The organism is Exiguobacterium acetylicum, from assembly GCF_019890935.1.
Classification (GTDB): domain Bacteria; phylum Bacillota; class Bacilli; order Exiguobacteriales; family Exiguobacteriaceae; genus Exiguobacterium_A; species Exiguobacterium_A abrahamii.
The window spans coordinates 771,979-797,011 of sequence record NZ_CP082333.1 but is presented as its reverse complement, the minus strand read 5'-3'; the positions used below and the strand labels follow the sequence as shown (position 1 = coordinate 797,011).

The 25,033-nt window shown below is 45.9% G+C and carries 20 protein-coding genes; 7 read left to right on the top strand and 13 right to left on the bottom strand.

The genetic code is table 11. From position 1 onward, the window contains the following. The first annotated feature begins 14 nt into the window (after positions 1-14). From pssA to K7G97_RS04110, 5 genes are all read left to right on the top strand, one after another. A complete protein-coding gene (gene pssA, locus K7G97_RS04130) occupies positions 15-761 on the top strand; it encodes a CDP-diacylglycerol--serine O-phosphatidyltransferase (protein WP_174316042.1) in 747 nt (248 codons plus the stop codon). 136 nt (positions 762-897) lie between these two features. Then, the gene (locus K7G97_RS04125; protein WP_223041429.1) at positions 898-1,653 is read left to right on the top strand and encodes a carotenoid biosynthesis protein; all 756 of its coding nucleotides are present in this window, start codon (positions 898-900) and stop codon (positions 1,651-1,653) included. Beyond that, positions 1,622-2,323 (top strand): lysophospholipid acyltransferase family protein, encoded by a 702-nt coding sequence (locus K7G97_RS04120; RefSeq protein WP_262415791.1) that lies wholly within the window; start codon positions 1,622-1,624, stop codon positions 2,321-2,323. Before K7G97_RS04125 ends, K7G97_RS04120 begins: the two co-directional genes overlap by 32 nt. Next, positions 2,320-3,396, top strand: a complete 1,077-nt coding sequence (locus K7G97_RS04115) for a glycosyltransferase family 2 protein (RefSeq protein ID WP_223041428.1) — start codon at positions 2,320-2,322, stop codon at positions 3,394-3,396. Before K7G97_RS04120 ends, K7G97_RS04115 begins: the two co-directional genes overlap by 4 nt. Before the next feature lie 15 nt (positions 3,397-3,411). After that, a complete protein-coding gene (locus K7G97_RS04110; protein ID WP_223041427.1) occupies positions 3,412-4,884 on the top strand; it encodes a phytoene desaturase family protein in 1,473 nt (490 codons plus the stop codon). Positions 4,885-5,305: 421 nt separating this feature from the next. Here K7G97_RS04110 and K7G97_RS04105 read toward each other — a convergent pair whose 3' ends face one another. The 9 genes from K7G97_RS04105 to addB form a co-directional block, all read right to left on the bottom strand. After that, positions 5,306-6,139: a phytoene/squalene synthase family protein gene (locus K7G97_RS04105; RefSeq protein WP_223041426.1), complete on the bottom strand. Its 834-nt coding sequence runs from the start codon at positions 6,137-6,139 to the stop codon at positions 5,306-5,308. After that, a complete protein-coding gene (locus K7G97_RS04100) occupies positions 6,099-7,580 on the bottom strand; it encodes a phytoene desaturase family protein (RefSeq protein WP_223041425.1) in 1,482 nt (493 codons plus the stop codon). The genes K7G97_RS04105 and K7G97_RS04100 overlap by 41 nt, the downstream gene beginning before the upstream one ends. Beyond that, entirely contained in the window at positions 7,577-9,067 is a 1,491-nt protein-coding gene (locus K7G97_RS04095; RefSeq protein WP_087679781.1) for a phytoene desaturase family protein, read from the bottom strand. Before K7G97_RS04095 ends, K7G97_RS04100 begins: the two co-directional genes overlap by 4 nt. 106 nt (positions 9,068-9,173) lie before the next feature. Next, positions 9,174-10,124: a class I SAM-dependent methyltransferase gene (locus K7G97_RS04090; RefSeq protein ID WP_241492324.1), complete on the bottom strand. Its 951-nt coding sequence runs from the start codon at positions 10,122-10,124 to the stop codon at positions 9,174-9,176. Between the two features lie 188 nt (positions 10,125-10,312). Further along, positions 10,313-10,693: a DUF1516 family protein gene (locus K7G97_RS04085; protein WP_035409357.1), complete on the bottom strand. Its 381-nt coding sequence runs from the start codon at positions 10,691-10,693 to the stop codon at positions 10,313-10,315. An 84-nt stretch (positions 10,694-10,777) separates the two neighbouring features. After that, positions 10,778-13,321: a HAMP domain-containing sensor histidine kinase gene (locus tag K7G97_RS04080; protein ID WP_223041424.1), complete on the bottom strand. Its 2,544-nt coding sequence runs from the start codon at positions 13,319-13,321 to the stop codon at positions 10,778-10,780. Next, on the bottom strand, positions 13,302-13,679 hold the full coding sequence (locus tag K7G97_RS04075; RefSeq protein WP_023467390.1) for a response regulator: 378 nt from the start codon (positions 13,677-13,679) through the stop codon (positions 13,302-13,304). The genes K7G97_RS04080 and K7G97_RS04075 overlap by 20 nt, the downstream gene beginning before the upstream one ends. A 206-nt stretch (positions 13,680-13,885) precedes the next feature. Further along, entirely contained in the window at positions 13,886-17,437 is a 3,552-nt protein-coding gene (addA, locus tag K7G97_RS04070; protein WP_223041423.1) for a helicase-exonuclease AddAB subunit AddA, read from the bottom strand. Then, on the bottom strand, positions 17,434-20,865 hold the full coding sequence (gene addB / locus K7G97_RS04065) for a helicase-exonuclease AddAB subunit AddB (RefSeq protein WP_223041422.1): 3,432 nt from the start codon (positions 20,863-20,865) through the stop codon (positions 17,434-17,436). Before addB ends, addA begins: the two co-directional genes overlap by 4 nt. A 130-nt stretch (positions 20,866-20,995) precedes the next feature. Between addB and K7G97_RS04060 the strand changes: the two genes are divergently transcribed. Together K7G97_RS04060 and K7G97_RS04055 are read left to right on the top strand one after the other, a co-directional pair. Next, positions 20,996-21,379, top strand: a complete 384-nt coding sequence (locus tag K7G97_RS04060) for a truncated hemoglobin (protein WP_223041421.1) — start codon at positions 20,996-20,998, stop codon at positions 21,377-21,379. Positions 21,380-21,439: 60 nt separating this feature from the next. Beyond that, complete coding sequence (locus tag K7G97_RS04055) at positions 21,440-21,781, top strand: hypothetical protein (RefSeq protein ID WP_023467386.1); 342 nt, start codon at positions 21,440-21,442, stop codon at positions 21,779-21,781. A 43-nt stretch (positions 21,782-21,824) separates the two neighbouring features. On the opposite strand, the gene K7G97_RS04050 is transcribed toward K7G97_RS04055, so the two are convergent. From K7G97_RS04050 to K7G97_RS04035, 4 genes are all read right to left on the bottom strand, one after another. Beyond that, positions 21,825-22,232: a hypothetical protein gene (locus K7G97_RS04050; protein WP_023467385.1), complete on the bottom strand. Its 408-nt coding sequence runs from the start codon at positions 22,230-22,232 to the stop codon at positions 21,825-21,827. 97 nt (positions 22,233-22,329) lie between these two features. Continuing rightward, positions 22,330-22,803 (bottom strand): competence protein ComK, encoded by a 474-nt coding sequence (locus tag K7G97_RS04045; protein WP_029340962.1) that lies wholly within the window; start codon positions 22,801-22,803, stop codon positions 22,330-22,332. A 110-nt stretch (positions 22,804-22,913) separates the two neighbouring features. After that, positions 22,914-24,296, bottom strand: a complete 1,383-nt coding sequence (locus K7G97_RS04040) for a sensor histidine kinase (RefSeq protein WP_223041420.1) — start codon at positions 24,294-24,296, stop codon at positions 22,914-22,916. Further along, entirely contained in the window at positions 24,293-24,955 is a 663-nt protein-coding gene (locus K7G97_RS04035) for a response regulator transcription factor (protein ID WP_023467381.1), read from the bottom strand. The genes K7G97_RS04040 and K7G97_RS04035 overlap by 4 nt, the downstream gene beginning before the upstream one ends. Positions 24,956-25,033: the final 78 nt, after the last annotated feature.

Here is a 25,033-nt window from a genome sequence, read left to right as displayed (position 1 = left end):
CTCCTAATTATGGTATGATGAGTAGTATCGATGAAGTGGCAGGAGGAATCATTTTGTGGAAAGATCGTGTTCGTAATTCAATACCCAACCTATTTACGTTCGGAAATCTGTATTGTGGTTTTTTAGCCATCGTCATGGCAGCAAAAGGTGATTTTCAAAATGCCACCTTACTAATCGTCATCGCGATGATGCTTGATAGTCTGGACGGACGTCTTGCTCGGATGCTTGGTGTAGCAGGCGACTTCGGAAAAGAACTGGATTCATTAGCAGATATCGTGACATTCGGTGTCGCACCTGCAATGATGGCCTACTATACGTATTTCTATGAATTCGGAGAAGTTGGTTTACTCATCTCTGCTCTGTTCCCGTTGTTCGGCGCATTCCGTCTTGCCCGGTTTAATTTATCGGCAACGAATGTGGCATCTGCTTATTTTTCAGGTGTACCGATTACAGCGGCAGGTGGTATTTTGGCCGTCGTCACGTTATTTAGCGGACGAATGAACGACTTGATGGTCCCACTCGTCTTTACAGGTCTTGCCTTCTTGATGGTCAGTCGTGTCAAGATTCCAAGTTTTAAAGACATTCCCGTTCCGCGCCATACGTTCGTCATCACCTTTACGTTACTGTACGTGACGTATGTCATGATTGCCCGTAGCAATGAGTGGTCGACGTTTTGGTTCGTTGCTGTTCCGTTGTATATCGCGTTTCTCCTTTTCTCGTTCATCAAAAAGAAGAAGCAAAAACAACATTCAAACGGATGATGATAGGAAGTGGTTCGGTTTCTCTTACGAGAAGCCGGACCACTTTTTTTACAAGACCGCTTCTCCCTCGCTCGTTTTCAAGATATATGGGTATACTTATGACAGAAGCTATTTTGGAAATGGAGGAATGTCACGCATGGAGCAGTTTCATAAACGTCTTTGGATTTTCTTTTCGATTTGGTTCACCATCGGCTTGATCTTAGTTGGTTTTTCGTTACTTCCCACTTGGCTCGAGTGGGCCAATGCCGTCTTTTTATTCGCTTCCGGCTTATACGCAGCACTCTATTTTTGGCATGTCTTACCGAAGGGACGTCTTGTCATCCCCTTCATCTTCTTTGGTTCGATCATCATTGAGTCGATTGGGGTCCATACCGGTTGGCCGTTTGGAACATATCGTTACGAGTCGGATTTCGGTGTCCAATTATTAGGTGTACCGATTACGATCGGGGCTGCATGGCTGTCGGTCATGGGGGCGAGTCTCGCTTTCTCCCGTTTGTTTTCGTTTCGCTATAGTACACTGATTCTCGTTCCATTGTTCGCCGTCTGGCTCGATTTAGCGATCGATCCTGTTGCTGCTAACGTGAAGTCGTATTGGCTTTGGCAAGATGGTGGCTGGTATTACGATATTCCGACACAGAATTTCTTCGGGTGGTATGGAACAGCGCTCGTCTTTTCCTTTTTCATCAATCGCTATCAAGTCAAGGCGACGGATGCTGCACTCGAACAAAACAATCAGTATCTCTTTTTGATGTTGCATACTTTATTCGGTGTAACAGCAGGAGTTGCTGGTCTCTATGGTGTCACTTTGGTCAGCTTAAGTGCATTCATCGCCTATTTCATTGTGAAACGAGGGGTTATCGTTGAAAGAAGCAAACAAAAGCAAATTAGCTGAATTCGTATTTCATACGTATGTCGATCATGCTTTGATCCGACGTCATTTCCACCGTGTCTTATATCGAGCAGACGATCTACCTGTCCCTGGTCTCATGCTTGCTACGCACAGTTCTTGGTGGGATGGTATGATTCTTTTTCATTTGGATCAGACCTGTTTTCATCACGACCCCTACGTCATGATTGACCAAGCAGGTCTTGCTCGTTTCCCGTTCTTCTCCCGTCTCGGAGCTTTCTCTGTTGACCGGACATCATTCGCTGATATCAAGACAAGCCTTCATTATGCAAAAGAACGACTTCAAAATGGCAGCAGCGTCTGGATGTTTCCTCAAGGCGAGGAACGTCATCAAGAGGACCGTCCGCTTCGCTTAGCAAGTGGTGCCACACATTTGACGCGTCATACGGATTACGTGTCTCTCGTCGCCTTTTATTATTCATATGGCCATGAACAGCAACCGGACGTCTACATCCGGACGCGTCGCTTTCATCCATTACCTGACGAACGATCAAGTGCTCAGGCAAAACGACTGACAACAGAACTAACTGCTTTATACGACGACATTCGAGCAGATGCCATTGCGGAACGTGTTGATTTGTATCGCTGTATCTCTACCCGAAGGGAACCACTTCCTGCACGAACGGAGCGCTGGTTACGGGCACTTCGGTCATGAGTTGGTTCTTTCTCTTCTTCGCTCTAGCTGTCTGTCTCTACACATGGATCAATTTAGCTTTCTTACCACGATTAACGGATCCCGTTCAACCAGATAGTCTAGCAATTTGCATCCCGTTACGGAATGAGGAGCGTAATGTACGAAAATTATTAGACGCATTAGAACCCGCTCTGACACCAGGGATGCACGTTTACTTATATGAAGACCGCTCGACCGATCGGACACGCGAGTTATTGCTTAATCGGATCGGTCAAGACGACCGTTTTACAGTGATTGATGGTCTTCCCTTACCAACAGGCTGGGCAGGAAAGGTTCATGCGTGTCATCAACTCGCGAAACGAACGACAGAGGACTATCTGTTATTTCTCGATGCTGATGTGACACTGACACCGGATGCGATTTGTCGCTTATACGGAACGTTACGAACAGAACAAGCCGTTTTCCTTTCCGGTTTCCCATCCTTTCCTGTACCGACGTTTCTCGGGAAGTGTTTGATTCCGATGCAACATGTTCTTATCGCGCAGCATCTTCCGATTCCGTTTCGCAAGGTGAAACATCCAGCGTTTGCTGCAGCCAACGGCATGGTCGTGCTCGTCGAACGACACGCGTATGACCAAGTCGGTGGACATGAAAGCATCCAATCGGCTCTCGTTGACGATTTAGAACTTTGTCGTACATTTAAACGATACGGGTTGACGACGACGCTCGTCGAAGTCGCCCCAGCAGTCTCTTGTGATATGTACGCCACGAACGACGAAGTCTGGCAAGGTTTTCTAAAGAATGTCTTTCGTGGGATGAACGATTCTTATGTCGTCGGATTATACTTTCTACTCTTTTACTTGGTTCAAGCAAGTGTCCTACCTTATCTCATCCTTCACCCATCCTGGCAGATGGGTGGCGCACTGATTCTTCTTTACTTAGCACGATTCCGGATCGATCGTGCGGCACGAATCCGACATGTTTGGTGGCTCCATCCACTGGCGGTATTCCTTTATGTCATCTTGCTAGCAAGTGCAATGATTCGAAGCTTTAGGAAACGGGAAATCACATGGAAGGGTAGGACCTATTCATAAGGAGGAATCAGTATCATGAAACATATAGCTGTCATCGGAGCCGGTCTTGGTGGACTAAGCGCTGCCATCTCATTAGCAGCAAAAGGATTTCGCGTCACGGTCATCGAGCGTAATACACATATCGGTGGCAAAATGATGCCGATCGTCACAGAAGGACATCGCTTCGATTTTGGTCCGAACACAATCACGATGCCGGAAGTTTTTCAGTCTGTCATTCTTGAATCCGGTGCGGATCCCGATGAGTACTTTACATTCACGAAACTTGAACGTCATACGGTCAATCATTTTTCCGACGGAAGAACATTAACATTTTCGTCTGGACGCGAAGCGATGCGGACAGAAGTAGATCGTTTCACGAACGGTCAGTTGTCGAAGAACGATATTACAGGTTACCAAGAAGAAGTGGCGAAGTTGCATACGATCGCAAAACAACAATTCTTTACGAACATTGATTCATTCATCCGCCCCTCACTCTGGCGAGACATGTTGAAAGTGCATCCTTTCCAAAACCTTCATGGGTTGCATAAGCACTACTTTAAGGATAAAGGGTTGATTCAGGCACTCGATCGTTATGCGACGTATATCGGGAGTAGTCCGTATCAAACACCCGCTACTTTCAGTTTAATCGCTCATTTAGAACTGAATGACGGTGTCTACTTCACAAATGGCGGTAATACAGCAATCGCAGAAGGATTCGCCCGACGTGCAAAAGAACTAGGTGTCGTCTTCCGTCTTGGCGATGAAGTGACACAGATCGAAGTCGTCGATGGACAAGCAACGGAAATTGAATTGAATCACTTGGAATATCTACCGGTTGACTTCGTCGTCATGAACGGTGATTTGTTGACACAATATCCACGCCTGATTTCAGAAACGGCACGACCTGATTTTAAAAATCCAACACCTGCTCAAGTCGAACCGTCGATTTCGGCCTACGTCCGATGCATCGGTCTCTCACGTCGAATCGAAGGGCTGGCTCATCATAACGTCTTCTTCTCTTCGGATTACGAAGCTGAGTTCAAGGCACTCTTTGATGAAAAACGGTACGCTGAGGAGCCGACGATCTATATCTCGAATTCTTCCGTCACAGCACCAGAAATGGGACAAGCGGGTGACAACTTATTCGTGCTCGTCAATGCACCGGCAACGGATACTGGACATGCGATTGATTTTGATACGTATGATCAACTGATCAATCAACGATTGCAGTCCTTTGGAATTGATATTTCGTCCGATGTCGTCTTCGAACAACGAGTCACGCCACAGGATATTGAACAAACCTTCTTTGCTTATCACGGTTCATTGTATGGCTTGTCCTCCAATGGCATCCGGTCGTCTTTCCTCCGTCCGAGCAACCGTTCAAAGAATGTTCACAATTTGTTTTTTGCCGGTGGATCAACGCATCCTGGTGGTGGTAGTCCAATGGTGACGCTTTCAGGAAAACTAGCAAGTGAACGAATCGTCTCCGCTGTCGCCGCTACCCTGTGAACGTTATGTGAATTGCATATCAATCACTTGTACGGACAACTAAGATTTGATACGATTACTTCGAGTTCAAGAGGTAGTGATTGACCCCACATCCTCAATCAAGCGCAAGGTGACTTCCCCGAGTCAAGAGCGTTGAAGAACTTACTTTTTCTAACCAGCGAAATCAAATGGGACCCACCCATTTCATCACGTGACTCATCGTGTGTCCATTCGCATGACTTACGACGTTCCCCCTTAGATCGTCTCATCCGAATGGTCCACAGATAGCTCGATAAAGAAAAGACCATCCCCGTGGTCGAAACAGACCTATCTCGTAGTCCAGATGTTCGCTCTGGTTTAGAAGTAATCTGAGACTCCCCGGTCTCAGACCATAGAAAAAAGACCTTGGTCCCCGCCAAGGTCTTTTTTCTATGGTCATGTATTAAATCGTTGCAAGTAACTTCATTTTTTGCCAACGGCTGACGTACGCCCGTTTTGTAAAGACGTCGTAGTGATTATCCCGCGCTGCATCGAGTATACCACGGTACAGGAAGGCAGCAGCTTTTAGAGCACGCCGACTCTCTCGTGGATACCGTTCAAACGATGGAATCGCCGCGTCATACAGATGCTCTGCTCGAAGTGCAACCTCTTCCCAGAGACCGATGAAGTCTCCTGAAGGACGACCAGCGAGTAACGACTCGGCTGTGACACCGTATGTCTCCATCCATGAATGAGGCAAGTAGATACGGCCGCGTTTTGCATCTTCACCAACATCTCGTAAAATATTCGTTAATTGCATCGCGATTCCAAGATCAATAGCAGACTTACGGAGATCAGGCTGTTGCGGTGCAAGGATGGGCAACAGCATCAAACCGACAGTACTCGCTACGTAGTAGCTGTATTGCTCTGTCTCTTCAAGCGTCTGATAACGATTTTTCTCGATATCCCAACGCATCCCTTCCGCGAGCTCAAGGAATGGTGTCTCATCCATTTCATAACGTTCAAATACGTCTGCCAACGCAATCCATAACGGTTTATCTAATACTTCGCCATCACGGAATCGTTTGAATTCATCTAAGAAAGCCATCAAGCTATCTTTCGGCGTATCCGACTCATCGACGGTATCATCGAGGAACCGGCAAAATGTATAGATGGCATAAACAGCTTGTCGATCTGCTTTTGGTAAGAGTGAAAAGGCTTTATAGAACGTCTTAGATCCGGACTGAATGACTTCCTCACATTTGATATACGCGTTCTGGATCGTCACTGAATTCATGTTTCCACCCCATCTCTTGTTCCATTCGGTTTACGAGTATCGTTGCGCCCATCATGACGACTGGTACTCCTCCACACGGATGCACCGATGCACCGACGGCATATAATCGATCGATATCCGGATACGGTTTTGCCTGTGTCTTTAAGGCAGCCGATTGACGAATCGTCGGCGCAATCCCAAAACTACCTCCCTGATATAATCCAAAGGCCTGTGCATCATTCGGTGTACGAATCTTCATTTCTTGTATCTTTTCCCGGAATCCCGGATGATGATGCTCGATTTTTTCAAGTACGGTCTCAATGAAGTCTACTTTTTCATAATCTTCTACACCATAGCCACGCGGAGAAGGAATTAATGAATAGACGACGCTATCGTCCGTTCCTGTTAAACTACGGTCAATCCGACTCGGATGGAACAGATAGACTGCCGGATGTTCAGGTAATCGTCCTTTTTTAAAGATATTCGTCATGAGCGGTTCCAAGTCGTTTGGCATCAAAAAGCGATGCACCGGTAAATCGACTTTTCCTTTCATCTTGAAATATAGCAATAGCGTACCGCCTGAAGGTGTATAGGTCTTAGGTTGTTTACCTTCTACAAGGCGTTCCATCAATGGAAACTCTCCGTTTAATACGATTTGATCGAATGCTTCCTGGGTGCCATCTTGTAAGACGATTTCCTTTGCCTGTCCTTGGTCGACGACGACTCGTTCAACGGGTGCCTCGAAGACGAATCGGACACCACGTTCGACTAATGTGTCGTACATGCGTTCAGCAAGCGAGAAATAGCCACCTTTTACATACCAGACACCTTCTGCTTGTTCCCGGTACGGAATCAAACCGTAAATCGATGGTGTCGTATAAGGGTTTCCGCCGATATAAAATGTTGGGAAACTGTATGCCATGCGCAAATATTTACTCTTGAAGTATCGCTTCAAATGGTCATGTGCAGTCTCTAGAGCATGCATCTGTAGTAATGGACGCATCATGTCTGGGTGCAACAATTCCGTCTTCCGACGATAACCACGTTCTAAAAATTTCGATACACTCGTCTCATAATCCTTTTCTTTTTGATGCATGAATTCATAAAATCCACGCCCTTCACCGAATTGACGTTCGATCGCGATCGCTTGATCCACGACATCGGCTACTTTCGTAACGACCGTACCATCGTCGAAGTGAAGGTCATACAATGGATCGACCCGTTCAAGTTCTACTCCCGTCACGCCGGCTTCTGCCAACTGCTCTTTTAACTTGCCTGGCATCAGGACGATCGTCGGACCTTCATCGATACGGCCACCCGATTCAAAATCGACGGATCGTAATCGACCACCGACATGCGCTTCTTTTTCAAAAATCGTAATCTCGACTCCGAGATGTCTTGCTGTCAGCAAAAGCGCTGCATGCAGTGTACCGACACCGGCTCCTACGAATCCTATTTTCATGTCCGCACCCCTTCTTTTTTGAGCACGAGTTCTGCCGTGATACGCGCGGATTCGAAAATCGTCGGTAATCCGCTACCCGGATGTGTGCCACCTCCGACGAGATACAGATGATCGAGCTCTTCAAATTGATTATGCGGTCGGAAGTACATCATCTGTGTCAACTGATGACCGAGATTGAACGTCGCGCCTTGATGGATCCCCATCGCTTCCCAGTCGTCTGGCGTGAACATCTCTTCGACTTCGATTGCCGCCTCAATCCCTTGATACGGTGAACGCGTTTCAAGAGCGTCCAGAACACGACGACGTAGTTTCGGTCCTTCGATCGACCAATCGAGTTCAGAGTAATTGTTCGGCACCGGCACTAGGACATACATAGCAGACTTGCCTTCAGGTGCTAGCGTTGGATCAAGGACGGATGGATTTTGAACATAGAATGAAAAGTCATCCGACAATTCTAACGTCTGCGTCATCTCGCGAACGTTTTTCTCATAATCCTCTGCAAAGTAAATCGTATGGTGTGGTGCATCGAACGTCCGGTTGACACCAAGGTATAACATGAACGTCGAACACGAGAATTTTTTGCGGTCAATTTTTGGTCGGGACCATTTTTTCAAAACCCCTTCCGGCACCAGATGATTCATCGCATGTGCGAAATCGGCACCGATGATGACTTCATCGAATAACTCATGTTGACCTGATTCGAGGATGACTCCTTCGACAGCTTTTCCGTTTAAAATCAATTGTTCGACGCCCGCACCCAACTGTACGGTTCCGCCTAACTCCTCAATCGCACGTTGCATTGCAAGTGGTACTTGATGCATCCCACCAATCGGATGGTGGACACCGTAAGCATGTTCCATGTAAGACAAGATCGAAAAACCACCCGGACATTCCCAAGCTGACATGCCTAAGTATTTCGCTTGGAATGTAAAAGAATACTTCAATTCTTCGCTCGTGAAGTAATCGGATAAAACATCATAAAGCGATCGTCCGAGCGATAGGCGTGGAAGTGCCGTTAAGACACGCGGTGATAAGTAATCCGTCAGCCGATCGTGACGTGTCTGTAAGATTGGCATGAGTTTTCCTAGCTTAAGTGCTTGCTCTGCCATGAATCGATCGTATCCTTCTCCGTTTCCAGGAAATTGTCGCTCGATTGCCTCTTTCATCCGGTCCCGATCCGTCGTCATCGTAAACTGCTCTGTTCCGCCTTTGAAATAGAGTGTATACATCGGATCAAGTGCCTTTAAATCTAAATAATCTTCTAATCGTAAACCGGCTTCGTGAAAAACATTTTCTAAAATATGCGGCATATTAAGGAATGTTGGTCCTCGATCGAACGTATAGTCACCTAGCTTGACGGCAGAAGTTCGTCCACCGACTTGCGTTTGTTTTTCGTAAACGGTGACGTCTACTCCTTTTCCTGCTAATAACAAGGCACATGCAAGTCCCCCAGGTCCTGCTCCTATCACTGCTACGCGTCGCTTCACCCAAATCTCTCCTTTTTATCTCTCATCGTTTCAACTATTATACTAAGCACATAGTGAAAGCAACAAATTTGAACTGTCTTCCAACTGTAAAAACGCCAGACTTCGCTTAGGAAGTGGCGTTTGCAGTGACGATATACCAGGCACCTTCTTTTAAGAATGGTGTAATCGAAATGTTTTCAAACCCAGCTTTCGATAGATCTTCTTTCAATTCTTCCTTACTTGGTAATGGATACAGATTCTCATGCAACGTCATGAAGGCATTGAATGCTGCTGAGAAAGGTGCACCATGTGAACTGTCACGTAATGGTGTGACGAGAATGACTGTTCCATCATCCTTGACGAAACGACGAACTCCTTCTAATAGCGCAAGGCGTTCCGGTTGCGGGAAGTAATATAAAATATTATTCATCATGACACCGTCATAGGTCTCTTTGACATCAAACGTTTTAATGTCTCCGACGACAAAATCAATCTCTCCGCTCGTATCTCGTCGTTTTGCTTCGGCAATGACGGATTCTTCAATATCGATTCCAGCGAGTCGTAAGTCCGGCAATGCCTCGTGAATTTTACGGAGATATCCACCATAAGCACAACCAATATCAAGGAGTGAGGTCAGATTACGACTGCGAATGATATGGCGTACTGCCGGGAAAGCAACCGTCTCAACGAGAGCTGAAGTTTCAGCCACGATGTCTCCATGTTCCTCTCCATTAAATGTCTTTTGTTGACCCTCTTCTAAAAATTGAGGATAGGAGAATAGTGCTGGCAAATGCAGCTCCATCATTTCCGATAACATGAATCCGATACTGCGATCGTCTGATTGAGAGAGTTCTGGAAGAACATGGCGAGTCGCTGTATAGCGTAAATCTTTTTTCTTCAAGTGACCGACTGCGACACCGACTTCGAACCAGCGGGATAACGCTTCCTGTGTCAGCGGACGCTGCATTCGTAGCTGTGCCTCTGCTTGTGTTGCCCCTGTTTGAAGAGCATCGAATAACCCATATTTATAACCGATATACCCATGCCAAAGTGGTAACACCGGTTCTGCGCGTTTCATCCATTTTCGTGCCCGAAAAACTTTCGTCCATTCCTTCAACTGTGCCACAAGCGTTCCCCTCTCTACTGTGTAATACATCCCTTTTCCCAAATAACAACCACTTGTAAACAAAAATTACTAACGAACACGACAAAAAGAGTCCTTTTCAACCTATGAGGTCGAAAAGGACTCTTTGATCCCGCATGAACTTAGAAGAATTTCATGCCGTATGGGAGTGAATAACCTAGGAACACTGTTACAAGGACAAGCACGATGAATCCGATGACGAAACCGGAATAGGCTTTGCCCTTTTTGACACGAACGAGTGTCAATTCTCCGAAGATGAGCGTCAAAAGACCTGCTGTGATCTTCGCATGATAGAGTGGGTCTGGATTTTCAGACATCCCCATGATTTTGATGTACAGATAAAGACCTGTCGCGAACGTCAATAAGAGCAACAGACGGAACGCCATATGAATCCCTTTTGCAGCTTTTTTGTTGTTCTTGTACATCGAAAAAGCGACGAAGAACGTAACCAATAAAAGTACCCAAAGTAAGACGTGTGTGTGAACGAATGCTGTGATTGGCATTTCATTTCCTCCTTTCTTTTCCTACTTCATCGTATCTGATTTCAGGACGAACACCTAGTGTTATTTTGTTGATATATGGTTTTTTCAGGAGATTGTCACATGTGTAGACTGGACAAGTGGAAATTTGACGGTAAAAAGACTACCTTCCTTCACGACTGACTCGACATGAATTTCTCCACCATGACCCGTGACGATTTCCTTACAGATAGCTAGCCCTAGACCAGTCCCACCAATTTTTCGACTATCCGAGTTATCGACGCGATAGAACTTTTCGAATAAACGACTCAGCGATTGTTCTGGAATCCCGATTCCCTCATCTCGAACTTGAAGAATGACTTGATCAAGTGATGTCGTGAGTACGACATCGATCGCACCACCAGATGGTGAATATTTCACCGCATTATTCAATAAATTATTGAGCAACTGTCTGATTTTTTCTTCGTCTGCTTCAATGACAGGCAACTGATTTCCCTCGTGACGGAACGTAATCCGATGAGCCTGTGTCGAAGCCGCATAAAACTGAGTCGTTTCTTCAGCAATCGTATAGATGTTCACGGATGCTTTTTTATACGATTGTGTGCCCGATTCCATGCGCTGGACATCTAAGAAATCATTGACGAGATTCGCAAGACGTTCCGTTTCAGAATGGATTGTCCGCAAATATCGATCTTGGCGCGACTCTTCGATGTCTCGGTTAAGCATGAGTTCTGTAAATCCGTAAATCGAAGAGAGTGGCGTCCGAAGTTCATGAGAAACGGTTGAAACGAGTTCTGATTTCAAACGATCCATTTCAGTCTCTTTCGTCACATCACGCATGACGAGCATCGTTCCTTTATGTACGTGATGGATATGGATCACCTCGACATAAAATTGAATGAATACCGTTTCGTTTCGAATCGAGAACTGTAAACTATCGGTCGGTAATTCTCCACGCAGAACTGAATCAACATAACGGCTAAAGACTTCTGGTTCGTCGACGACGGATCGAATGACTTCTAAGCACGTTTGCAATGTCTCCCGTTCAGTCTGGACACCATAACGTAATTCCGGGAATAAATCATATAATGGTCGATTGACGAAGACCTCTTCTTTCCCCGGTTCAAGATAAATGACGGCCTCTCGAATCGAATCAAGAATCCGCTCCGTCTTCGTTTTCTCTTTCGTCATTTCGTCAAACAATCGCATCCGTAAAAGCGATAGCGATAATTGGCGGGAGAAGGACATGACATCACGCATCTGTTCGTTCGTAAACTGATCGCGGTAACGGACAAGGTAGATGTACGCAATGATATCATCTGCAGTGGGGTCGAGAATCGGTACAGCTGTTTCGTACATATAGTACGGATATGGCAATGGATGATTGCTTGCGACTTGTTTAGAAGAATGAACAGGTGACTTCAGTGACTCGGCTCGTTTTAAGAGAGACGCATCATTTTGAAGCAGCTGTTCTGCCAATTCATCCGTCATTCCATACGTAACGACAGAATAACTGTCTTCTTCATCAACAAATACTAATGCACCAATCTCAGAATCCGTGATCGTGACGAGCTTCTCGATGATTTCCGGATAAGCAGTCAACGACTCACGCGCCGCGAGCGTTTCTGTCAAATCATTCCGATACTGCAGATGTTGCTCATTCCGCATCGTCAGCTCTAATGCTTCTTCAAGTTCTTCTTGCTGTGCTTGCAATTCTTCCTGCTGTGCTTGCAATTCTTCCTGTTGCGCTTGTAATTCTTCATTTTTCGCTAATAAATGCTGCTTGTTCTCTGAAATCGAACTTGCCATCTGATTGAAGGATAACGCCAGAATTCCGATTTCATCTTTACGATTCGGTACTTTGACGCTCGAAACATCTTCACCGTTCGCAAGCCGTTGACTGTTCTTGACGAGAGATAATAATTCCATCGTGATGCGGCGGATAAACGGATAAATAAAGAAAATCAAGACGGCAAGTAAGACGACAATATTCGCTAACCAAATCAGCTGTGTCGTCCGGATTTCCCGTTCCAACTGATCGCTCGTCCGTTGTGCCCAATCCTCTAAAAATTCGCGATAACCGCCGAGTGCTAGCTCGCTCTTATTGATTTCCGATAGTACATCGATGTTTCCTTGAGCATCTAATTGAATCTTACCTTCAGCTAATAACTTCTGACCGAGTGGCAATTCAGCAAGTGTTGTCCCTTTTAAGAAGGATTCCGTGACATCCCCGGACTCTTTCGCTTTGACATACGATTGAATAAGCGGCAAGATGGCATCGAAATAATAACCATACAATTCTCTCGAGGACTGGGCGAATGCCTTTCCTTGATCATAAATCGCATTTTTTTCGAACCATTCTGTCTGCTGATCAATCTTATCTTGTTGAGCCATGACTTGATTGTACAACTCCCCATTTCCCATCAATGCATAACCGCGCATATTGAACTGAACATCCTGCCACTCTTCCCATAAAGCACCCGCACGTGCACTCCGGTCACGGATATCTTCTAATTTCGCTCGAGTCGCCTGTAGTTTCGTATCGGTATAGTTGTACACGATCAATGATGAAATCATCAATGTAGCTAATACGACATAAAAGGAAGCCATGAGTTGGCGCCCGATTTTTCGATTAATCCACTTGGTGATCACTCAATATTCCTCCCACGACATCAATCAGTTCTAACGGACTAAAGGGCTTCGAGAAGAAGTAATTCGCTCCGATTTCTTCCGCTCGTTCGCGGTCCGATTGTTGACTTTTAGCCGTCAGCATCATGATTTTTAAGTGTTGCTTATCTGGATGTTGTCGGACTTTTTCGATGACTTCAATCCCTGTCATTCCAGGCATCATGTAATCGAGTAAGACGAGATCATATTCAGCGTTCATGATTTTTTGATACGCTTCGTCACCGTCCGTCGCTTCGTCAATCGTATATCCTTCATCTTCTAGTGTATCGAGTACTAACATGCGTAAGACATCTTCGTCTTCTGCTAATAAAATGCGCGCCATCTATTAAAACCTCCCAAAATTATCCATCATCAAAGTGACATATCTTCTTTATTTTACACAGTTCCTTCACAATAAGAAACGGAAATTACTTTAGAAACTGATTTTACCTCCTTCTTCTTCATCCCTCTTTCGACCCATACTAAAACCTCCCTCATCTCTACCTTAAGTAGGAGGACGAGGAAGGTCTCGATCGTATCAACATTAAATTAAACTAAATCAATCGTTTCTTCTAAAGCAAACGCATAGATGACCTTGCGTGAAATTCGAATATGAAGAATCGCTTCTAACGCTTCTTGATACAGATTCAACTGAGTTGCGTACCGATCCCGTAACACATCAGCAGGTGTCTGTCCGACTTCCGTCGTAACGATTTGATCCGATTTATAATCGAGCAAGATATAGGACTCCTCATCTTGAATCAAACAATCGACGATTCCTTGCATGACTGCGTCATCCACTGGACCTGTCCAGTCTTTCCGGAAACGAGATGCCCCGATCTTATAGGTGAACGGCAACTCTCGATAGACGTGGTTCGTCCGTAATCGTTCGCTGAACAATTGTCCGATTTCGGAGTCGAGGAATCCTTGTAACTGTGTTGTCGCTTCCCGCATCGTCGTCGCTTCAATCGGCGTAATGCGTTCCGTTGCTTCCCACTGATCAATTTGTTGCGAAATCGATTCGTCCGGTTCATATAATTGCATCGCTAAGTGTAAGACCGTTCCTCGTTCCGCTCCACTTAAAACAGGTCCGAGGAATTGCGGCGTTCGGTAATACGTCGTCTGGCGATATGTCGTTTCGAATGCTGCACGTTCCAACTGTTCTGCGCGCTTCAGTTCCGTGACGGTCTGTTTTGCTGCCGTCTCTGTCGCGAGTGCATGCGGATATTGATACGAAAATGCCGCTTCGAGGATTTCTTTGACTTGCGAATTAACCGGTACATCGATTTTTTCAAGCTGCTGGACGTGTTCGAGTTGCTCCACGAGTGTTGAGATTTCTTGATACGGTGCTAACTCCTCTAACGACATCACACGAATCGACCAATCCGTTTCATCCGGACGTAGTAAACTACTGCGTAAGACTGCCGGAACGACCCATTCCGCATAACTCTTCGCTTGGCGTCGATCATTTTCAGGTAGTAAGACTTCATCTGGTGGCGTCATCTGCCAGGTCGCCATTTGATCTTCTAAATCCTTGACGGTTCCGACGAGAATCAGCTTTTCCTTCGCTCGAGTCATCGCAACATACAAGACGCGCATCTCTTCTGCTTTCATTTCTCGATCCATTTCCCGACGAATGACTTCTTTCAAGAGTGTCCCAGATCGTAAACGACGAATCGGATCAATCGCATCTAGGGCAATGCCATACGTCTTATGCAACTGAATCGCCTGCATTTGATCCTGTTTGTTGAATTGCTTCGTCAATTGGCTGACGATCGTCACGGGGAACTCGAGTCCCTTTGATTGGTGGATCGTCATGATGCGAACGACGTCCTCGTCTTCTCCAAGCGAACGGGCTTCTGCGAAGTCTTCTCCTCGTTCAATTAATCGATTGATTAGACGAAGGAAGCGATATAGTCCACGATAACCGGACGTCTCATATTGCTTCGCTCGCTCATATAAAGCGTTCAAGTTGGCTTGACGACTTTTTCCTCCGGCGAGACAGCCGACGTACTCAAAATAGCCGGTCTGATCAAAGAGCGATCGAATGAAAGCAGGTAAGGCACTCCCACGCGCTTCAGTTCGCCATGATTGAATCTGACGGATGATTTCATCCATTCGAATTCCGAGTGATGATTCCTCTGCCGCCATCGCGAGCGCTGCCTCATAAAAGCTTCCTTCTTTTTGTTTTGCTCGAATCCGTCCTAAATCTCGATCCGCTACCCCAAAAATCGGCGATCGTAACAAACTCGCGAATGGAATGTCTTGAAGGGGATTGTCAATCGTCTTGAGCAACGCCATCATGATTTGAATTTCCGTCGCTTGGAAGTACCCGCCCGTCGTATCCGCATAGACTGGAATCTCATACTGTTCGAGCACTTCGACAAGCGCTTGGACACGCTTACCACGCGATCGTGCTAAGACGACGATGTCGCGGTATTCACAGGTCCGGAATCGGTTTGCTTTCGCATCATAGATCAGATGTGGATGCTTCGAATCAACGAGTTCTAAAATTCGCGTTGCAATCGCTCGTGCTTCAACCTCTTCCTTTTCACTATCAAGTGGATCAATCAAAAGTAATTCAGGTGCCACTTGCTCCGATTCGAGATAACTCAGATTCCCGAGTCGAAGGTGTGCGGCTTCATCGTAATCAATCTCCCCGACCGTCTCATCCATCACTTGGCGGAAGATTTGATTCGTTCCATCCAGCACTTCAAGACGACTTCGGAAGTTTTTTGTTAAATCGATCCGGGTACCGACATCGGTCTGTTGGAATCGTTTGAATTTCTCAAGGAACAGTCCTGGCTCTGCATGACGAAATTTATAGATGGATTGTTTGACGTCACCAACCATGAATAGATTTCCTGTCGCCTCATCCGTCTTCGAGACCAATTGAATGATGCGTTCCTGAACCTCGTTCGTATCTTGATATTCGTCGACGAGTACTTCGACGAAACGTTCCTTCAAAAGTTTTGCCACGTCTGACGGTTGTCCTTCGTCCGTCAAAATCTCTAATGCAAAATGTTCAAGATCCGAAAAATCGACGATACCACGTTGTTGTTTCGCTTCGAGATAATCGCTTGCGAATTGACGTACGAGTGTCACGATCGTCTCGACGTGTCGCAACTGCGACCGCAAGTCCTCCAAGTAATCGACACCGGTCTTTTGGACGAACAGCTCTTTCATTTTCTTGAACTCCGCTACGAGTCGCGTCCGCTCTGCTTGAAACGTTTTAATTCCTTCATCCCCGCGTGGACTCTTCCAGCGTCCGAATTCTACTGCTTGAAAAGCAAGCGCAACCATCGACCAGTGGCGTGCCGACGTCTCAAGCGAGGTAAAAGGAGCAATGTCCTGACGCATCATCTGTCCCATTTCCGTATAACCAGACTGCTCCAGCTCAAAAGCAAGTTCTCGGTAACGTCCTAATAAATTCGAGAGACTTTCCCACTCTAATTCGACTAGTCGTTGCATAAGTGGAGAATCATCCGGGTCAATCGGCTGATCGTACTGACTGATTAAATGTGCATAAAATGCTTCCGGATCCGGTAAGGAACGGGAAAAGCGATAGAGATTCGAAATCAGTGTCAGCATCGCTTGATCATCCCGATCTGACGTATAACTATCAATCAAATCATAGAATCCCGGGTCCTCGGAAGCATAAAAAGACTCAAAGACCGCTTCTAAGACATCGTCTTGCAATAACAGTAATTCAGATTCATCGGCAATTCGAAACGCAGGATCCAGACCAATCCGGTAATAATTCTCGCGCAGAATCGACAAACAGAACGAATGAATCGTCGTAATTTGTGCCCGGTTCATCAATTGACGCTGTTTTTTCAAATACAAATCATCAGGTGCTTCTTTGATGCGCTGGTCCATGACCTCGATGACCCGCGTCTTCATCTCACGTGCTGCCGCATTCGTAAAGGTAGCAACGAGAATCCGATCAGCCGATAACTCATCTTCGGGATCAATCAATCGTTGCGTCAGCCGTTCAACGAGGACCGCTGTCTTCCCTGATCCCGCTGCCGCTGAGACTAGGATATGTCCACCTCTAGCTGAAATGGCTTGTTGTTGTTCTTCCGTCCAACGCACGCTCATTCTTCTTCCTCCTTCAACCGTTCCAGTACCTCTTTTTCAGACATCGGTTTTAATGGGCGATACTGATTCCCAAGCGATTCATCGAACTGACAGACTGAACGATACTCACAAAAACTACATGGTGTCCGTTCCTGATAATCGAATGGATTGATGGCGATATCCCCATCATAGATATCTTGACTGCTGTCTTTTAATGCCTCCCATGCATGATCCATCAGTGCTGATAAGTCTTCCTCTTGTACGACACCTTTCGTCTGCGTCTTATGCAGTCCGTTTTTCGTGAATGTCACTTTAACGAGCGGTGATTTTTTTCGTTCATCGTACGCAATATGATCCATCGCTCGTAGTACCTCGTCATTCTCGAGGATGACGCCTTGCATTTGATAGGACTCGAGTAACAGTTGATTACGCTTTTCTTCGTCAGCCGATAAATCGCCCCGTAACATCGGGTTTTTGACGTGGAAATATAACGCACCAGCTGGTTTTGCCTGCTGTTGATAGAGCAACTCCGACTGTTCCACGACCGTCTTCAGATACAACAACATCTGAATGGCAAGCCCATAATAGATTTCCGCAAAATCAAGTCCTCGAGCACTTGATTTGTAATCAATGATTCGAACGTATAACTGATCACCGATCGTCGCCTGATCAATCCGGTCGATGCGACCTGTGAATTCAATTTCCGTTCCGTCTGGTAACGTAAAGCGTAATGGTGGGAACGTCGCGTTACCAAAACTGATTTCAAATAAGTCGGGTTCAAAATCTGTTCGTTTTGCTTGTTCCACAAGCATTTTAGCTGTTTGCTCCACGACATCCGTCAATTTTTTCTTGATATACCCAAAGCGACTCGAACTCATCAAAATCGCATTCTGAATTTCCGGTGTCACCTTTTCGACAGCTTCCTTCGCCAGTGTTCCGCACGTCTCGCCGTCGATCTCTCGCCAGTGTCGTCCAGAAGCTTTAATACTGAGCGACAGATCATTTAATGCGCCGTGGAACAGATTCCCGATGTCCGGTGCCTCAAATTTATACAGCTTTCGCTCGCGTAAACGAAGTCCATATCGAGCAAAATGCTTATACGAGCAGGCGTTATAGGTCTCAAAACGCGAAACGCTCGCTTGCAGTGAATCACCATATAGACGATGCGCCAATCCTTCCGGCAACGCTTCCGCTTGATTTTGATAGAACAAGGCACTCGAGAATAACCCCATCCGTTCACGTCCCTGTCCGTTTTCGAGAAGCGTATTGTACACCTCGAACCAAATCGGTTGAATCGGATAACGTCGTTGAAGACGCCGGAGTTCAATCGCTGTCGCTGCTGCCGCACGCTCTGGACTCGTCACGAAATCAAGTTGTTCTTGCGGTGCGTGTTCCCCAGCTTCCGCAAAGTGTGTCTTAATCGGACGATCGAGCAACAGTTGTCGTTTTAATTGTTTTGTGATTGCTGCCGGCTGAAGCGCCTTTCCTTCTTCATCGACAAGTGCGTAACTAACATACAAGGCTTCACTTGGAGCCATCATCCCTTGATACAGGTAAAACAGCTCATCATCAAACACATCAAGAGATGCTTTTCCAACCGGAATACCGTGTTCATGTAAAAAGTCATGATCATTTTCGGACAGTAACTTTGATTGATCTTGAACGAACGGAATCAGACCATCATTCGCCCCCAGTAAAAAGACGACTTTTACTCGTTGTAATCGTCCACGGACATAATCCGTTGCGATGACTTGATCGAGCGATGGCGGAACAAGTGCAAAACGAAGGCTCTCAAGTCCTGTCTCGACCATCTGGACGAACAAGTCCGTTGATAAGGTATGCTCAGGCGCAGCAGCTTCTAGCTGTTCGAACAGATGCAGTATCGCTTCGTACACTTGATCATGCTCGCGCGCAACAAGTAATTGATCCTGCTCTAGTGCCTGCTTACGCCACTCCATTAAACGATCTGCAATTTTTTGTTCTTCAAGGAATTGATAAAGACCTTTCGTATACGCGCTCATCGTCTTCGCCTGCTTCAACCGACGGTGCAACGGTTCAACCAAGTCGACGACGAATGTTCGTAAATGGTTCAGTTCTTCTTCTTGCGCAAGCTCCTCTTCCGTTAAACGAACTTCCTCTGCTAGGCGTCGCTTTAATTGCCACGGTTGTTGCCACATCGATCCTTTGATGCCGCGTTCGAGCACGAACGTCTCGAAACGATCGAGCGCTAGACGCGCATCTTCTGCGGGAATCGGTAAGAGCTCCGTCTTCAGTAAACGAAAGACCGTTTCTTCCCGATAACCCGACGTTACGATGTCTAAAGCAGATTGAATCAAGTCAACGAGCGGATGATGAACCATCGACTCACGTTGATCCAAGAAATACGGGACATCATACATGTGGAAGGCTCGTTCCAAGTGATCCGCATACGGCTCAAGATGCCGCACGACGAATGCCATCTCATGAAACCGATACCCTTTTTGTCGAACGAGTTGAATCGCTTTTCGTACAGCTGATTCTGCTTCGACTTGCCGGTTGACTGCAGCTGTCATCTGAAAGCCGTCCACGTCATGATCGACAGGAGGATATCCCGGCTTCAACAAGGCCTGCTCCAAATGTCGTAACCCTTCTGATTGAAACTTGATTGGTTGATCGTACAAGATTTCCTCGTATGGAATCGACAGCTCCTGCATCTGACCGATCAACTGCATGTAGCATCGCTGAGACACACCAAAAGAGGTTTGTTTCGCATAAGGATCCGTTGCGTCCATCGTAAAGCTAATATGCATTTCAGCCACTTGTTGCATCAAGGCGAGTAAAACTTGTTGTTCCTGGAGCGAAAATTCATAAAATCCGTCGACGATGATTGTCGCTTGATCCAGTCGCGCTTTAGGAAGTAATTCGAGTAACGTCGTATAGTAATCGTCTGCATGGAGTGCTTTATCGACGATTCGTTCCGTAAAGCGCTCATAAATCAACGCAAGGTCGTTTAATTTCGGTGACCGTTCGAGAGAGCGATCACTCACTTGACGCAACATGTCTGGCTCAATCAACGAGCGTTTAAACGACGCGATGAGCTCATCAAGTCCTTGGAAAAATCCTGGCATGTTTTTAGTTCGTTTAAAAATCTTCAGTTCGTCTTCTGATTCCTCGACGACCTGTCGCAGTAATAGCTGTGTTCCCGTCTCATCAAGAAATGGAATCGCTTGATTCCCGTAATCGCGTAAAATATGAAACGCAAAGCGCCGTAGACTCATGACCTCAAGACGAACAAGACCTGCTATCCGTTCATCTGTCGCAATCCGCCGCTCCATTTCAAATGACATCTGATCTGGAACGATGAAATACATCTTCTCCCCTAGTGGTCGTTGCTCGAGTTCTTGTACGACGCGCTCGATCAATTGTGTCGTTTTCCCACTACCGGCACGACCAATATGCATATGGTTCATCAAGAAAACCTCCTTCTCGTTTTTCTTTACTCTTAGTATCTCACAAACAAGAACAAATGTACTGTTTTTGGCGCATGTCTTCTACGTATAAATTTGCTATAATCAGGACACATCCTATGTAAGGCAGGTGATGTTCTTGTCACTTTACGAAACCGTCGGAGGCGAGCATATACTCACATCCTTGGTTCGCTCGTTCTATCATCAAGTCTACCATGATTCACTGTTGCGACCGTTATTCCCTGAAGATCGGCAACGTGTCGAACAGGCACAACTCGTCTTCTTGACCCAATTGACAGGGGGACCGCGCGACCCGGATCAACCGCCGGCGAGTTTAGCGATGATTCACCGGTTATTACCGATTCAAAAAGAACATGCCATCCGTTGGTTGGAACTGATGGAAGTAGCTGCTCTTGATACAATTCCAAATGAAGAAGCACGACTTCAACTACTCGAGCGATTACGAATTGGCGCGATGAATGTACTACGCGTTTGTGAAGCACACCAGATGGACTGAGGGATTTTTCTTTCTCATCTGTCCATTTCCATGTAAAATAATAAATGGAGGCGATAAAACATGACGGAAGAACAAGAACAACGACCTGAACTCGTAAAGAATGCGATCGAGCAAGCCGAAGCATCGACGAACGAGGATGACACGCTCGAGGAAGAGCAAACCGAAGAACAAAAAAAATTGGATCACATCAAAGGTCTCGTAACCCTTGAACGCGGATCTGATTACTATCGTGTCGTTTTTTATGACGACCATAAACACTTGATTTTCAAGGAACTCGATTACGACCGTGTCGACTTCGTAGGTCGTTTCTACAATGATAGCTTTGATCCGACAAACTTGACGGAACTAGAAGAAATCGCAGAAAAAGCACTCTCGACTTCTTTACGAAAACGATTCTTGTAATGCATGAAATAAGCCGTCCTCCGATTGGAGAACGGCTTATTTTTTATTGATCAGATTGTTTTTTCTTCCGACGAAGGACGTAAGCAAGAACGCCACCTGCGACAGCGATCCCTGTTGCCGCCAAGATCGGTAATAAGACCTTTTTGTTGGATGCTAGTTTTTGTTTGACTTGCTCAAGGCGGGACTCATTCGTCTCTTTCAAGGCGATGGATGTCCGACGGTTCATCGTGACGTGTTTCGCAGCATCCGTCACGACGATGCGTTTCGTGACCCAACGGCGATTTCCAGCATCATCAACGACCAATTGTCGTGCCCGTTTAATTCCTTTGATTCGTTTACCCGGTGTATTTTCCGGACGCACAATGCGGGAACTGATAAAGCGTCTGCCTCCAGTCGCACCAAATCCAGGCTGTAATTTTCGGCGATTTAACCATTCGTATGATTCATTCATCGTGTCGCGGTAAAAGTTACCGCTTCACCTCCCTATGATTTCTCTCTCTACTGTTTCTCCTTACGTAAGTAAGATTCCTGTTATGTGTTTCCACTTTTCACCGATTCTTAAACTCCGGCAACTGAAAACGACGTTGCATTTCGTACGCCAGTTCTAGCGTTTTAATCCGTTGTCGTTCGATGCTGTATGCAGAGGCATCCGTATCGATACATTGACCGGTCTGAAATTCGACTTGTACTTTGCCGGATTTTTTCTGAACAGTCTTCATCTGTTTAAAATTAATCCAAATACATTCCGCCTTTTCTTTTGCGGTCGTCGGAAAGAAAATCGTCTGTGCTTGCCAATCCACTAAAACAGGTGTCTTTCGGTTCGGACCAAGGATATGCCGCGCTGCTTCGATTCTTCCACGCATGGACGAACCAAAATACAAACAAGATTCTTCAATCAACTTAATCGGATGACCATCTAAAATACTTTCAGAATGCTCCTTGATGACGAGTGTCTGCGGTTCACCGTATTGACCGTATCGCGGGATCAAGGCTAACGTTTCTTCCGTGATTGGGTATGACATCTCCTTCGCTCCCTTCCTGGATTATATTGGTTATATCAAACTTCCTTTTGCCTTGCATGAACGGAACGATTATTTCCTAACGAAAAAAACGAGATCCAAAGATCCCGTTTTTAAAATTCTTTTGGTTTTTTTTCCTCTTGCTCAATGAAATGACGCGGGAAATTAAAAATCACACAAACTTTTCCGACTCCATTTCCCGCAGAGCGATTCTCGATTGCGACCGTCCCGTCATGACGCTCGACAATCCGTTTGACGATATAGAGACCAAGCCCAAACTTTCCTTCCTTACCACGTGAAAATTGATGAAACAGTGGCGAGGAGGCGTCAAGCGGTGGTCCATCATTTTCGATTTCAATATGAACATGATCCGCTGTTCCAGACAATCGGATATCGATTCGTGTTTCGGCATAACGAATCGCATTGTCCATGACATTTTCGAGCGCAACACGTAACTGCTCTCCTTCACCAAGAACAATTCCCGCTTCTCCACTGACATGCCATTCAAGTGATTTCGTCCCAGAAAAACGATTTTTCAACAGATGCACCATCCGGTCGATGTCAACATTGTCCCACGTCGAACGATCGAGCTCGAAATAGTCGAGCTTCGTGACGTAGAGTAAAGCCGCGACTTTTTTCTCTAACCGTTCCGCTTCTTCATCAATGACGGATACGGATCCGGTCAAATCACCATCTGGATAAATCCCGTCTGAGATAGACTGGGCATAACTTCGGATGACCATGATCGGCGTCTTCAAATCATGGGAGATGTTTTGAAGTAATGATTTTTGTGCCTTATCTTGTTTTTCAAGATCCATTCGCATCGCATCGACGGATCGTGCGAGTCGTCCAATCTCATCCCCACGGTCAAGCGGAAGTGGTGTATCCCACTTTTGAGCCGCAATTTTCCCAACCGCTCCCTCGATTTCGACAAGTGGATGTGTCAGACGTCGCGCTAACCAAAAGGCAATGAATAACGTAAAGATACTCCCAATGATGACGACGAATCCGATTTTCGAGAACAACTGTGTAATCAGTTCTTGCCGATACGCATCCCAAACATAGGAGACACGATAGTACGTTTCACCACTAACCTCGATTTTTCGAATACTGTAGTATACATCTTCTTTATCAAGACGCGTCGTATACTTTGCCGTAACCGTTTTTTGATCAATCGCATCACGGTACATCTGATTGATCAGCTGTTGTGGCGCTCCACCGTAATAGAGCTTTCCGTTTTTAGAAAGGAGTAAGATGTTAACAGAACGGGACTCCTGTTTTCGGCGGTCGAATTCAATCGGATTATCCTGAAGCATCTCGATGACGGAGGCGTCCTTCGAGAAGAAGACTTCGCTATTCTCAAGTGTCGCATAGACCTGTTCATCGATGAAATTTCCAATCGATGACCGAATGACCAGGAGAATGACCGCAGAAAGCGTGACGATGACGAGCAGAAACATCGCCCAAATCTGGAATCCGAGACTGCGGTTTTTCATGCAGACACCAAGCGATAACCGATCCCGTAAATCGTTTCGAGCTCGAGTTTCGATAATTTTTTACGGACGCGACGAACGAGATCATCGACGACTCGGTCCGAACCGAAATAATCGTCACCCCAGACGCTGACGAGAATCTGCTCGCGTGACATCGGCGTCCCGATTTGTGTGGCGAATAAAATCAACAAATCGTACTCTTTCGACGTCAAATCGATTTCTTGACCATTCTCTTCGATGATTCGTTTCTCTGGATAAATCATATAATCACCGTATTGGATGACACCACTCTTTGGTGTCGCATACGTTCGTGCCAAAATCTTTTTGACGCGGATGACGAGTTCTCGCGGAAGGAACGGTTTTGCGATGTAATCGTCTGATCCCATCTCAAGACCAATGATTTTATCGATGTCCTCATCACGAGCCGAGATGAAGATGACAGGTGTCGTCTCATCATGTGCCTTGATCCGCTTAATCAATTGAAAACCATCCATATCCGGTAGCATGATGTCTAAAATCCATAAGTCAGGCTTTTCAACGATGGCAGAGGCTGCTGCTTCACCAGACGTAAAGGATTTCACCTGCCATCCTTCTTGCTCCAAATATTTCACGAGTACACGATTCAAGTTCACTTCATCATCAACTAAATAGATTGTATGCATGGCTCTCACTCCTCGACTAATGTGCTTTGTTTCAGTGTATCAAAGGAATTCCGCAAAATTATGGGAGAGTGGATAATA